Here is a 12,797-nt window from a genome sequence, read left to right as displayed (position 1 = left end):
CGAAGCGCCGGAGGGGGGCCGGTCTCAACTAGTGTTGACGGCGGCCGATTTCCCAGCCACTCCCCTCTCCGTCGCCTGCGGCGACACCTCTCCCAAAGGGAGAGGGTCTTTGGACGCTAGATCAGCCCCGCCAGCGGCGAGCTGGGATCCGCATACAGGCGCTTTTGCATCCGCCCGGCCAGATACGCTTCGCGACCGGCGATGACCGCGTGCTTCATGGCCTTGGCCATGCGGATCGGGTCCTTGGCCTCGGCGATGGCGGTGTTCATCAGGATGGCGTCGCAGCCCAGCTCCATGCCGATGGCCGCGTCCGACGCCGTGCCGACGCCGGCGTCGACCAGCACAGGCACACCTGCGTTCTCGACGATGATCCGCAGGTTGACGCGGTTCTGGATGCCAAGGCCCGAGCCGATCGGCGCGCCCAGCGGCATGATCGCCACCGCGCCGGCCTCTTCCAGCTTCTTGGCGTAGACCGGGTCGTCAGAGCAGTAGACCATCACCTGGAAACCGTCGGCGACCAGCAGCTTCAGCGAGCGCAGGGTCTCTTCCATGTCCGGGAACAGGGTCTTGGGGTCCGACAGCACTTCCAGCTTCACCAGGTCCCAGCCGCCGGCCTCGCGGGCCAGGCGCAGGGTGCGCACGGCGTCCTCACCCGTAAAGCAACCCGCCGTATTAGGCAGATACGTGAACTCGGTCGGCTTGATGTAGTCGACCAGCAGCGGCTGGCTCGGATCGGTCAGGTTCACGCGGCGCACGGCCACGGTGACGATCTCGGCCCCGGCCGCGCGGGCGGCGGCGGCGTTGGTCGCGTAGTCCTTGTACTTGCCCGTGCCCACGATCAGGCGCGAGCTGAAGGTGCGACCGGCGACGGTCCAGGTTTCGTCGGCGGGGGCGGCCGGCGCGGCGGATTCGGGGGAAACGTGCGCGTTCATGCGGCCGGTTTACGCCTGGGCAGCCTGGGTTTCAAATCCGTAGAGGCGCGGATTGGGAACCTCCCCCTCTGGGGGAGGCGGCCGAAGGCCGGCGGGGGGACGCTTTCAGCTTCCGAAGCGCTAGCCTCTCATGCCCCCCCACCACTCCCCCCCACCGATCGCTGCGCGATCGCCTCCCCCACAGGGGGAGGTTCCTGGTTATGGGGATAGAGCAGCGTCGATCCCCGGCGCTCAGCGAAAAGACCCAAACCAATCCAAACACTTGCAACTTTCTCACCGTGCTGGATCAGACGCGCTCAAACCCGCCGTACACTCAAACAGTCCCGTCGCAGGGAGAGGGCGCAAGGATCCGGCCCGAAGCGTGCGACGCGGATGCGATCGAGCGGGACCGCCGGAGCTGCGTGAGCAGGACCGGGCCAGGTTTGAATGAGGATGGGGGACGTAAACCCATCCATCGGGAGCTTGCCCAATAGGCTCCCGCCCGTCCGAGGGTCCGCTCCGGCGCCTTCTGTCTGCACGCGATGGCTAGCGAAGCTCACAGCCCGGTCACGGGGAAGGCGGATGCCGAAGGGGGTGAAGGGCGGAAAAGGCCCGCGCGCCCCGGCCTGAGGTCAAACGATCGCGCGGGGCGTTCCAGCTTCGTCGAAACGGTATTCAAATCACAACATCCGGGCGAGGCCCGGACGCCCCGCGCCCTCTCCACAAACTCTGCGCATTCGCGCGAGAGGCTGCGAGGCCGTGCTCCCAGATCCTCCCCCTGAAGGGGGAGGTGGCCCGGAGGGCCGGAGGGGGAAGTTCCAGATGAAGTCAGTGCGCCAGCAAAGCCAGAAATCCCCTCCCCCTCAGTCGGCTTCGCCGACAGCTCCCCCTTCAGGGGGAGCGTCTTGGCTTCTCACCCGCCGCCGATGAACGTCACGATCTCGATGCGATCCCCATCGGCCAGCGCCGTATCGGCGTACAGCGAGCGCGGGGCGATCTCGAGGTTGCGTTCGACGGCCACCTTGCGCGCGTCAAGGCCCAGGGCGGCCACCAGGTCCGCGATGCTGGCGACGCCGTCGAATTGGCGGTCTTCGCCGTTCAGTAGAAGTCTCATCTCACCTCCGAAGCGAGCCCTGCTTGTGACGCGGCGGAACCGGCTATACAAGACCTCCGGAATCGACGGCGGAGCCGAATGGTCAAACCGATCCATGTGCTGAGCGGGCCCAATCTCAACCTGTTGGGAACGCGGGAGCCCGAGATCTACGGCAAGGACACCCTGGATGACGTGCGCGTGCGCTGCGAGGCGCGGGCCGCGGCCAGGGGGCTTTCCGTCGTGTTCCGGCAGAGCAATCACGAAGGCGTGCTGATCGACTGGGTGCAGGAAGCCCGCACCGAGGCCAGCGCGCTCGTGATCAATCCGGCGGGTTATGGACATACCTCCATCGCCCTCCTCGACGCCCTGAAGACCTTGAATATCCCGGTCATCGAGTGTCACCTGTCGAACCCTGCGGCGCGGGAGGAGTTCCGCCGCCACACCTTCGTTTCGCTCGCGGCGACCGGCCTGGTCTCCGGCTTCGGCGCTGCGAGTTATGAACTGGCCATCGAGGCCGCCGCCGGACTGATCAGCGTCGACTGACGTCCGCGCCCCGGCCCCAACTGATAAGGTAAGCTTCAATGTCTAATCCGAAGGCCCCCGCCGAGACGGCCGAAACCCCGTCGATCGACGCCCGCCTGGTCCGCAAGCTGGCCGACATCCTGAAGGACACCGGCCTGACCGAGATCGAGGTCGAGCACGGCGGCCTGAAGATCCGCGTCGCCCGTGAACTGACCGTCGCTCCGACCACCTACGTCGCCGCTCCGGCCCCGGTGGCCGCGCCGGTCGCCGCCCCGGCTCCGGCCGCCGCCCCGGTCGCCGAAGCCGCCGCTCCGGCCCCGGCCGCCGTTCGCGGCGACGCCGTGAAGTCGCCGATGGTGGGCACCGCCTACCTCTCGCCGCAGCCCGGCGCCGACGCCTTCATCAAGGTGGGCGACACCGTCTCGGCCGGCCAGACCCTGCTGATCGTCGAAGCCATGAAGACCATGAACCCGATCTCCGCCCCGAAGGCCGGCAAGATCGTCGAGATCCTGGTCGCCGACGCCCAGCCCGTCGAGTTCGGCGAGCCGCTCGTCGTCATCGAGTAATCGCCATGTTCGACAAGATCCTCATCGCGAACCGGGGCGAGATCGCGCTCCGGGTTCACCGCGCCTGCAAGGAAATGGGCATCGCCACCGTGGCGGTCCATTCCGAGGCCGACCGCAACTCGATGTGGGTGCGCCTGGCCGACGAGAGCGTGTGCATCGGCCCCGCCCCGGCGGCCAAGAGCTACCTCAACATCCCGTCGATCATCGCCGCCGCCGAGATCACCGGCGCCCAGGGCATCCACCCGGGCTACGGCTTCCTGTCGGAGAACGCCCGCTTCGCCGAGATCGTCGGCGCGCACGGCTTCACCTTCATCGGCCCCAAGCCGGAACACATCCGGATGATGGGCGACAAGATCACCGCCAAGCAGGCCGTGAAGGACGCCGGCATCCCGGTCGTCCCGGGCTCGGACGGCGGCGTCTCGACCGAGGAAGAGGCCTTCGCGGCCGCTGACAAGATCGGCTTCCCGGTGCTGATCAAGGCCGCCGCCGGCGGCGGCGGTCGCGGCATGAAGGTCGCCCAGACCCGTGAAGACCTCGCCGAGGCGGTCGCGACCGCCCGCGCCGAGGCCCGCGCCGCCTTCGGCGACGACACGGTCTACATGGAGCGCTACCTCCAGAAGCCGCGCCACATCGAGCTTCAGGTCATCGCCGACAGCCACGGCAACGTGGTGCACCTGGGCGAACGCGACTGCTCGCTGCAGCGCCGCCACCAGAAGGTGCTGGAAGAAGCCCCCTCGCCCGCCCTGTCGGCCGAGGGTCGCGCCAAGATCGGCAAGGTCGTGGTCGACGCGGTCAAGGCCATCGGCTATCTCGGCGTCGGCACCATCGAGTTCCTGTGGGAGAACGACGAGTTCTTCTTCATCGAGATGAACACCCGCCTGCAGGTGGAGCACCCGGTCACCGAAGCCATCACCGGCATCGACCTGGTGCGCGAACAGATCCGCATCGCCGCGGGCCTGCCGCTGTCATTCACCCAGGAAGACGTCGTGTTCGAGGGCCACGCCATCGAATGCCGCATCAACGCCGAGAACGCCCGCACCTTCACGCCCTCGCCGGGCACGGTGACGGACTTCCACGCGCCGGGCGGCCTGGGCGTGCGCCTGGATTCGGCGATCTACACCGGTTACGCGATCCCGCCGTACTACGACAGCCTGATCGGCAAGCTGATCGTCCACGGCCGCGACCGCGCCGAGTGCATCGCGCGCCTCAAGCGCTGCCTGGGCGAAATGGTCGTCGGCGGCGTCGAGACCACGATCCCGCTGTTCCAGGACCTCCTGGTTCAGCCCGACATCCTGGCCGGCGACTACGACATCCACTGGCTGGAACGCTGGATCAAGTCGCAGGGCTAAGGCCTTATCTTGGTCGGCCCCGGAGCGATCCGGGGCCGATCGGGACGATCGGAACCCACTGACGCGCATGGACGACGCCTTCGGCCTCGACGATCTCGTCGCCTGCTACGAACGCGGCGTCTTCCCCATGGCCGACGCGCGCCATGACGAACGCCTCTTCCTCATCGATCCGCAATGGCGCGGCGTGTTGCCGCTCGACGCCATGCACATCCCCCGCCGTCTGGCGCGCACCGTGCGCAGCGAACCCTTCGAGGTCCGCGTCGACACCGCCTTCGACGCCGTGGTCGAAGCCTGCGCCTCGTCCCGTCCGGGACGCCTGGAGACCTGGATCAACGCCCCGATCCAGAAGATGTACGGCATGCTCTACGCCGCCGGCCGCGCTCACAGCGTCGAGTGCTGGCAAGGCGGCGACCTGGTCGGCGGGCTCTACGGCGTCTCGCTGGGCGCAGCCTTCTTTGGCGAAAGCATGTTCTCGACCGCCCGCGACGCCAGCAAGGTGGCGCTGGTGCACTTGGTCGGGCGCCTGAACGTCGGCGGCTACAAGCTGCTCGACACCCAGTTCATCACCGATCACCTGGCGCAGTTCGGCACGGTCGAGATCTCGCGCGCCGACTACAAGCGCCGGCTGGCCAAGGCCCTGCTGGCCGAGTCGGATTTCTACTTGCTGGGGCCTGCGGCGACCGGGGCCGACGTCTTGCAGGCGATCAGCCAGGCGTCATAGACCGGGTGCTCGAGCGGGTTGAGGCCCGGCGAGCTGGCGTACATCCATCCCTTGAACACCTGTCGACCGGCAGGAGCGGCGCGACCCGGCAAGGCCTTGGGCTGGGTATCGATGGTCAGGTAGGCGATCTGGTCGGGCGCCAGCTCGTCCGCGGCCGTGACCTCGCAGGCGCGCGCCGTGAAGACCAGGGTCTTGTAGCGGATAGGCTGGCCCACCGGGACCTCGAACCGCATGGTCTCGGTCGTGACCTTGTCCAGCGCCTGAATTATGGCCACGCCGTAGCGCCCGCGCTTGGCGGGCTCGGCCGGCTTGACCGGAGCGGTGGCGACCGGCTTGGCGGGAACGGGATCGGCCGCGGGCGGCGGGGCCGGCTCGGGTGGCGGCGCGCCGTTGGAGAGCGCCGGCTGCTGGACAGGCTTGGGCGTCGGGGCGACCGGCGCGGGCTGGCCCGTGGGCGGCGGCGCGGCGGCCGGAGCCTGCTGCGCTGGCCGCGCCTGCTGCGGAGCGGCCTGCAGCGCCCAGGCGGCGCCGACGGCGAACGGAACCGCGGCGACCAGGATCGCCGCGCCCTGCAGGCTGCGCCGCTTGAAGCTCATCTTATTCCGGCGACCAGGACTGATAGTCGCTGGTGGCGACGGCGCGCTCGCCGCCACGGCCGATGGCGCCCTTCGGACGCCAGGCGTGGACGGTGCCCGTCAGGTTCGGCAGGTGGTCCTTTTCCCACGCGCGACGCGGCAGCGGCGCCTGGGTCGGCGGCTCGTCGAAGGTGTAGTGCAGCCAGCCGCTCCAGTCCGGCGGAACCTTGGAGGCCTCGGCGTAGCCGTCATAGATCACCCAACGACGCTTGCGGTCGTCGTAGCTGTCCTTGTTGTCGCGCGCTTCGAAGTAGCGGTTGCCGAACTCGTCTTGACCAACGAACACGCCCCGGCGGGAAATGTGGAAACGCTGACCGATGGTCACCCCGTTCCACCACGTGAAGATCGCTTTCAGCACTGCGCGGCACCCAATCTAGCAAAGGCCTTCGCGACCGAAAAAGCGCGGCGCGAAGCGGGCGGACTATAGGTCGGCGAGCCCTCAGCGTCCAGCAGAGCCGTCACCGAAGCGCGCTTCAAGATGTTGTGGACAGCATGGGCCACAGACCCAACATCTATTGATGGTTACCGACCTCCGGTTTAGGGTTGACACCATGACGAAGCACCCGCCGCGGAATCGGCCCATGCGCTTTGAACGACTCTTCGCCGGACACGCGCCGGAATCCGACCTGCGCGAGGTCGAACGGCCCGACCGCTTCATCGAAACCCTTGCGCCTCTGGGCTGGCCCGACGCCCGCGTCGAGGCCTGGCTGGATTGGGCGCCTCCGGGCCCATCCGATCCTGAGAGCCACCTCGACGGCGCGCTGGAGCACTACGCTGCTCGCCTGAGCAAGGCCGGCCGCGAAGCGGGGCTCTTCGCGTCGGAAGCCGACGCTCGCGCCTTCGCCGGCGACCTCGTCGACAGCATGCTCGCCGGCTATGGCGCGCCCGCCGGTCCGGCGGCCGCCCTGCCCGCGCCGCTGCACGTTTCCGCCATCGAGTTTCGCGCCGCCGCCGCCGAGCACGTTGGCCTCGCCCGCGCGGATCGTCTGGCTCGGGAGGCCGCGTCCCGACTGGACGCCGCCCTGACCGCCGTCGCCGACTCGGTCTTGCGCTGCGAGGGCGACGCGCGAGCCTGCGCGGACCCCGCCCGCAACGTCGCCCTGGCCCGGGCCGCCCAGAAGGCCCGCGCGGCCGGCGCCAGCGACGCCAGCATCGCCGACGCCGTGGCCAGCGCCGGCGCGCCCGGCTTCTCCGCCTTCGCCGTCCGGCCCGCCAAGATTCCGTCCCTGCTCGCCCTGGCCGAACCGACCGACGTGGCCGCGGGTGACGAGTTCGCCGCCCTGGCCGCCCGGGCCAGCTGGGAGACCGGCGGCGTCACCCTGGCCCTGTCGCCCGCCGACGCCGATCAGCTGGCGGCCGGCGCCGCGGCCCGCGCGGCCGTCAACGCCGCGGCTTTCCTCGGCGATGACGGCTTCGACCTCGCCGGCTTCCGTCATGCCGTTCGGCTCTGGGCCGTGGCCCTCGAGCTGGACCGCCCGCAGGACGGCGCCGTGGCGTTGACCCTGGCCGGCGTCGGCGACTGGCTGCTGGCCCAGAACCTTTCGCCCGCTACCGAGGCTGGTCGTGACGCTGCGGCCGCCCTCTGGGCCGTCGCCGCTGGCGAAGCGCTGGCCGCCTCCGCCTCCGTAGCGGAGGCCCTCGGCGCCGCCGAGGCCTTCACCGTCGAGTCCGAACGCATCCTGGCCGGCCTCGCCCGACGCGCCGAAGCCGCCTCTGCATTGACGACCCCGCTGGCTGCGGAGGCGACGGCGGGGCTGCAAGCCGCCCTGGCCGCGGCCAAGGCCCACGGTCTGCGTGGCGCTGGCCTCGTCGCGGCCTTCGAGGACTCAGAGACCGCCCTGCGCCTGGGCGCGCCCCCCGGCCTGGATAGCGGCTGGAACCTGATCCTGCCCTCGGAGACCAGCGACGGCGTCGCCTTGCCCCAGCTTTCCGCCAGCGCCCAGGCCGCCCTGCGCGCCGCCGGGGCCGACCTCGACGCGGTGCGGGTGCATGCCCTGGGCGCCGGATCGCTCGAAGACGCCCCCGGCGTCGACCATCGCGCGCTGACCGCCGTCGGCTTCACCAGCCACGAGATCGGCCTGGCCGAGGCCGCATTGCGCGCCCGCGGCGACCTGCGAGCGGCCTTCGCCCCCGCCATCGTCGGCGCCGACTTCATCGGCGACGTGCTGGGCGCCTCGCGCGAGGCCCTGGCCGATCCGGCGTTCGACACCCTGGCCTTCGCCGGCTTCGCGCCGGGCGCCGTCCTCGAGGCCCAGCGCCACGCCGTCGGAACCGGCCGCCTGTTCGATAGCCTAGCGCTCGCGAGCGAGACCCAGGACCTGCTGCGCGCCTTCGAGGCGCCGGCCCAGGCCGATCGCATCGCCATCACCGCCGCCGTCGAGACCTTCGTCTGCGGCCCCTGGCCGCTGGCGCTGGTCGCGCCGTTCGACGCCCGTCCGGCCGATCTGCTGCGACTTCAGGCCTCGGCCGCCCGCGCCGGCGTCCGCGCTCTGAATCTGTCGCGCGCTCCGGCGCCGGCCGACTTCGCGCTCGACCTGCCCGAAGCCCCGGCCGAGACGCCGCGCGCCAGGCCGCCCGAGCCGATCGTCACCGAGCGCGTGGTCGAGAAGGTGGTCGAGCGCCAGCGCGAGCGCCGCAAGCTGCCCGACCGCCGCAAGGGCTATATCCAGAAGGCGGCCGTCGGCGGCCACAAGGTCTATCTGCACACCGGCGAGTACGAGGACGGCGAGGTCGGCGAGATCTTCATCGACATGCACAAGGAAGGCGCCGCCTTCCGGTCGTTGATGAACAACTTCGCCATCGCGATCTCGATCGGCCTGCAATACGGCGTGCCGCTGGACGAGTTCGTCGACGCCTACGTATTCACCAAGTTCGAGCCGGCAGGTCCCGTCACGGGCAACGACTCGATCAAGTCGGCGACCTCGATCCTCGACTACATCTTCCGCGAACTGGGCGTTTCGTACCTGGGCCGTGACGACCTGGCCAACGGCGACCCGCAGGAGTTCAACGCCGACGGCCTGGGGCGCGGCAAGAACGCCGACGTCGAGGACGAGGCCGAGGAGCCCGCGCCGCTGCCGGCGTCGAAGTTCATCTCCAAGGGCTTCTCGCGCGGCGCGACACCCGACAACCTGGTGTTCGCCGCCTTCGGGCGCCGCAAGGACGACGCGGCCAAGGCCGGCGCGCCCGCCGACCAGGCCGACATCTGCCCGGCCTGCGGCGACGTGGCCCTGAGCCGCAAGGGCGGCCTGGTGGTCTGCGAAAGCTGCAACGGCCAGGCCGAACGGCCCTCGCCGCGCGGCTGAGTTTCCGGCGCGGGACTTGCTGTGATCGCGGTGAGTCCCGTATCCCGCCCTTTCCATCGCCAAGGACGCGTGCCGAAATGAAACCGCTGGCCCTCCTCGCCGCCGCCGCGCTGTCGACCCTGGCCCTGGCTGGTCCCGCCCTGGCGCAGAACGCCGGCCAGATCGCCGGCGTCCGCCGCGGCGCCGACTGCCCGCGCTGCAACCTGTTCCAGGCCGACCTTTCGGGCCTGACCCTTCGGGCCAAGAACCTGTCCGGCGCCCGCCTGCGCCAGGCCGACCTGTCGCTGGCGGTGATGGGCCGCACGCGGTTCACCGGCGGCGACCTGCGCGACATCAACGCCTATGGCGGCGTCTTCGGCGGAGCCAGCTTCGCCAAGGCCGACCTGACCAACGCGACCTTCGTCGGCGCCTATCTGGAGGGCGCGAGCTTCGCCGGCGCCAACCTTTCCGGCGTCAACTTCTCGGGGGCCGAGCTGGACCGCGCGAGCGGCCTCACCCAGGCCCAGCTGAACCGGGCCTGCGGCGATCCCTCGACGACCCTGCCGCGCGGCCTGTCGATCCCCCGCTGCCGCTGATCCGAAGCCTCAGCGCACCGGCAGCATCAGGTGCGCGTAGGGCGTGTCCGGGAACATGACGTAAGGCTTCGAGGTGTCCGGCCGCGCGCCGCCCGGATAGCCGGCCAGCATGCCCGGCGCGCCGACGACCATCACGTGCGGCCCCGTCTTGACCCAGTCGTGGCCGTCCATCGGCTTGGTGGCGTACGGATCCAGGTTGCTGGGGTCCGAGCCGCCCATCAGCATGTAGATGAAGCCCGGCTTGCCTTCCGGCGGCGGCTTGCGGCCGAACATGGCCATGGCCCATTCCATGGCGTTGGCGTCGGCGCACATCGGATCGACGCCCGGCGTGGTCGGGATGTCGGGCATGCAGGTGTAGCCGTTGGTCCCGTCGCGCAGGTGGCGCATCGAGCCGTCGGCGGCGAAGGTCATGATCGCCGCGCCCTTGGCCAGCGCGGGCGGCGCGGCCGACATGGCGCTGTCGATGGCTTTCTGGTCCGCCATGGTCGGCGGGGAAGCGGCGTATGCGCCCGTCGCGGCCGACAGGCAGAGGCACATTGCGAACGCGGTCCTGAACATCGGGAACCCTCCCTGGGCGCACCCCCGACAGCGTCACCATAGCACGAAAAAGCCCTCCGAGCCGAACGGCCGGAGGGCTTTGTCTTTTCAGGCGCTTGTCGCCGGATCCTTAGACCTTGATCGGGGGAGCCGTGCGGATGTGCAGCTCCTTGAGCTGCTTGTCGAGCACGTTGGCCGGCGCGTTCATCAAGAGGTCCTGGCCCTGCTGGTTCAGCGGGAAGGCGATGACCTCGCGGATGGCGACCTGCTCGGCCAGCAGCATGACGATGCGGTCGATGCCGGGGGCCAGACCGCCGTGCGGCGGGGCGCCGAAGCGGAAGGCGTTCAGCATGCCGCCGAACTGCTCCTCGACCACTTCGGGGCCGTAGCCGGCGATTTCGAAGGCTTTCAGCATGATCTCGGGCTTGTGGTTCCGGATCGCGCCCGAGCACAGCTCGTAGCCGTTGCAGACGATGTCGTACTGGTAGGCGCGGATGGTCAGCGGGTCCTGGCCTTCCAGGGCCTCCAGACCGCCCTGCGGCATCGAGAACGGGTTGTGCGAGAAGTCGACGCGCTTTTCGTCCTCGTTCCACTCGAACATCGGGAAGTCGACGATCCAGCAGAACTTGAACTGCTCTTCGGCGACCAGCTTCAGCTCCGTGCCGACGCGGGTGCGGGCCAGGCCCGCGAACTTGGCGAACACGGCCGGATCGCCGGCCACGAAGAAGGCGGCGTCGCCGGCGCCCAGGCCCAGGCTTTCCATCAGGGCTTGCGTCGGCTCGCCCAGGTTCTTGGCGATCGGGCCGCCCCAGCCGCCCTGGTCTTCCGACCAGAACACGTAGCCGAGGCCCGGCTGGCCTTCGCCCTGGGCCCAGCTGTTCATGCGGTCGCAGAAGGCGCGCGAACCGCCGGTCGGGGCCGGGATGGCCCAGATGGCGTTCTTGGCGTCGGCGCCGAGGATCTTGGCAAAGAGGCCAAAACCGCCGTCACGGAAGTGCTCGGAGACGTCGGCCATCTTGATCGGGTTGCGCAGGTCGGGCTTGTCGCTGCCGTACCAGGCCATCGACTGGGCGTAGGTCAGGCGCTCGAAGCCCTTATGCTCGAAGGCCTGGCCAAAGTCGTTGGTGAAGGTGTGGGTCTCGCTGATCGGCGAGACCGGCTTGCCGTTCGAGAACTCCTCGAAGACGCCATGCATGACCGGCTCGATGGCCGCGAACACGTCTTCTTGCGTCACGAAGCTCATCTCGACGTCGAGCTGGTAGAACTCGAGCGAGCGGTCGGCGCGCAGGTCTTCGTCGCGGAAGCACGGGGCGATCTGGAAGTAGCGGTCGAAGCCCGAGACCATCAGCAGCTGCTTGAACTGCTGGGGCGCCTGCGGCAGCGCGTAGAACTTCTCCGGGTGCAGGCGCGAGGGCACCAGGAAGTCGCGCGCGCCTTCCGGCGACGACGCCGTCAGGATCGGCGTCTGGAACTCGTTGAAGCCCTGCGCGAACATGCGGTTGCGGATCGACTGGATCACGCGCGAGCGCAGCACGATGTTCTTGTGCAGGGTCTCGCGGCGCAGGTCGAGATAGCGGTGCTTGAGGCGGATCTCTTCCGGATAGTCCGGCTCGCCGAAGACCGGCAGCGGCAGCTCGTCGGCGGTCGACAGCACTTCCACGTCGGTGACGCGGATCTCGATCTCGCCGGTCGGCAGGTTGGCGTTCACCACGGCGGCGTCACGGGCGATGACCACGCCGTCGACGCGGATCACGCTCTCGGCGCGCAGACGCTCGACGATGGCGAAGCCGGGGGTTTCGGGGTGCAGGACCAGCTGGGTCAGGCCGTAGTGGTCGCGCAGGTCGATGAAGACCAGGCCGCCGTGGTCGCGCTTGCGGTGGATCCAGCCCGACAGACGCACATTGGCGTTGGTGTCGCTGGCCCGAAGAGCGCCGCAGTTATGGGTGCGATAGGCGTGCATCGTGGTCATGAAAGGCTTCGAAACGCGTTGATTTGCAAGGCGCGGAAAGGCGCATGCGGGGGCGTTTATGTCAAGGATTCTGAGGGGCGCGGCAGGATTGGACCGGTTGAGGTTCGGGGACCCTCCCCTTGTGGGGCGCGGCGATCGCGCAGCGATCGGTGGGGGGCGTTGGGCGTTGCGGCAGATGAGACCGCCCCCCTCCCAGATGCTCCCCCTGAAGGGGGAGCTGTCGCGAAGCGACTGAGGGGGAAGGGATTGCTGACGTTGGGGATGTGCTGACCTCATCAGGAACTTCCCCCTCCGGCCCTTCGGGCCACCTCCCCCTTCAGGGGGAGGATCTTGGTCGGCGAACCTCCCCCTTTGGGGGAGGCGGCCGAAGGCCGGTGGGGGGACGGTTTCAGCTTTCGGTGGGGTGGGTGAGTTCGTCATCACTCCCCCCACCGATCGCTGCGCGATCGCCTCCCCCGCAGGGGGAGGTTCCTTGAGGCACGGCTTCGCGGTCTCCCGCGTTTGCGCGCGTTAGGTCGGGGAGGCGCGGAGCGGCCGGGCGGAGCCCGGGGACCGTGGGTTTGTTTAGCGTTTCGGCTTCGTCGACCGCTCCGCCGCGTCGTTATTCCGAAGGGCCG

The 12,797-nt window shown here is 69.5% G+C and carries 12 protein-coding genes; 6 read left to right on the top strand and 6 right to left on the bottom strand.

Annotated features, from left to right (window positions below):
* Positions 1–116: 116 nt before the first annotated feature.
* Positions 117–932: a thiazole synthase gene (locus DDF62_RS22775; protein ID WP_116491235.1), complete on the bottom strand. Its 816-nt coding sequence runs from the start codon at positions 930–932 to the stop codon at positions 117–119.
* Positions 933–1,824: 892 nt separating this feature from the next.
* A complete protein-coding gene (gene thiS, locus DDF62_RS22770) occupies positions 1,825–2,025 on the bottom strand; it encodes a sulfur carrier protein ThiS (protein ID WP_058346516.1) in 201 nt (66 codons plus the stop codon).
* A gap of 78 nt (positions 2,026–2,103) precedes the next feature.
* Between thiS and DDF62_RS22765 the strand changes: the two genes are divergently transcribed.
* The 4 genes from DDF62_RS22765 (at position 2,104) to aat (ending at position 5,162) form a co-directional block, all read left to right on the top strand.
* Positions 2,104–2,547, top strand: a complete 444-nt coding sequence (locus tag DDF62_RS22765) for a type II 3-dehydroquinate dehydratase (protein ID WP_058346515.1) — start codon at positions 2,104–2,106, stop codon at positions 2,545–2,547.
* Positions 2,548–2,585: 38 nt separating this feature from the next.
* Positions 2,586–3,092: an acetyl-CoA carboxylase biotin carboxyl carrier protein gene (gene accB / locus DDF62_RS22760; protein ID WP_116491234.1), complete on the top strand. Its 507-nt coding sequence runs from the start codon at positions 2,586–2,588 to the stop codon at positions 3,090–3,092.
* 5 nt (positions 3,093–3,097) lie between these two features.
* Positions 3,098–4,441, top strand: coding sequence for an acetyl-CoA carboxylase biotin carboxylase subunit (accC, locus tag DDF62_RS22755; protein WP_058346513.1), 1,344 nt, complete (start codon positions 3,098–3,100; stop codon positions 4,439–4,441).
* 67 nt (positions 4,442–4,508) lie between these two features.
* Positions 4,509–5,162 carry a leucyl/phenylalanyl-tRNA--protein transferase gene (gene aat / locus DDF62_RS22750; protein ID WP_116491233.1) on the top strand — a complete coding sequence of 218 codons (654 nt, stop codon included), beginning with the start codon at positions 4,509–4,511 and terminating at the stop codon, positions 5,160–5,162.
* Here aat and DDF62_RS22745 read toward each other — a convergent pair.
* Both DDF62_RS22745 and DDF62_RS22740 read right to left on the bottom strand, forming a co-directional pair.
* Positions 5,099–5,758 carry a DUF2155 domain-containing protein gene (locus tag DDF62_RS22745; RefSeq protein WP_116491232.1) on the bottom strand — a complete coding sequence of 220 codons (660 nt, stop codon included), beginning with the start codon at positions 5,756–5,758 and terminating at the stop codon, positions 5,099–5,101. The two genes, aat and DDF62_RS22745, sit on opposite strands and share 64 nt — an antisense overlap.
* A 1-nt stretch (position 5,759) precedes the next feature.
* A complete protein-coding gene (locus tag DDF62_RS22740; RefSeq protein WP_101717433.1) occupies positions 5,760–6,155 on the bottom strand; it encodes an NADH:ubiquinone oxidoreductase subunit NDUFA12 in 396 nt (131 codons plus the stop codon).
* 223 nt (positions 6,156–6,378) lie between these two features.
* Between DDF62_RS22740 and DDF62_RS22735 the strand changes: the two genes are divergently transcribed.
* Both DDF62_RS22735 and DDF62_RS22730 read left to right on the top strand, forming a co-directional pair.
* Positions 6,379–9,099, top strand: coding sequence for a TSCPD domain-containing protein (locus tag DDF62_RS22735; protein WP_116491231.1), 2,721 nt, complete (start codon positions 6,379–6,381; stop codon positions 9,097–9,099).
* A gap of 77 nt (positions 9,100–9,176) precedes the next feature.
* Complete coding sequence (locus tag DDF62_RS22730; protein WP_116491230.1) at positions 9,177–9,674, top strand: pentapeptide repeat-containing protein; 498 nt, start codon at positions 9,177–9,179, stop codon at positions 9,672–9,674.
* A gap of 9 nt (positions 9,675–9,683) precedes the next feature.
* Here DDF62_RS22730 and DDF62_RS22725 read toward each other — a convergent pair whose 3' ends face one another.
* Together DDF62_RS22725 and aspS are read right to left on the bottom strand one after the other, a co-directional pair.
* Positions 9,684–10,232, bottom strand: a complete 549-nt coding sequence (locus DDF62_RS22725; protein WP_116491229.1) for a hypothetical protein — start codon at positions 10,230–10,232, stop codon at positions 9,684–9,686.
* A gap of 109 nt (positions 10,233–10,341) precedes the next feature.
* Complete coding sequence (gene aspS, locus DDF62_RS22720; RefSeq protein WP_165832360.1) at positions 10,342–12,180, bottom strand: aspartate--tRNA ligase; 1,839 nt, start codon at positions 12,178–12,180, stop codon at positions 10,342–10,344.
* Positions 12,181–12,797 lie beyond the last annotated feature (617 nt).

Origin of the sequence: Caulobacter radicis (assembly GCF_003094615.1) — a bacterium.
Classification (GTDB): domain Bacteria; phylum Pseudomonadota; class Alphaproteobacteria; order Caulobacterales; family Caulobacteraceae; genus Caulobacter; species Caulobacter radicis.
Note: the sequence above shows the minus strand (reverse complement) of the source record. Positions and strands in the feature narration are given on the sequence as shown.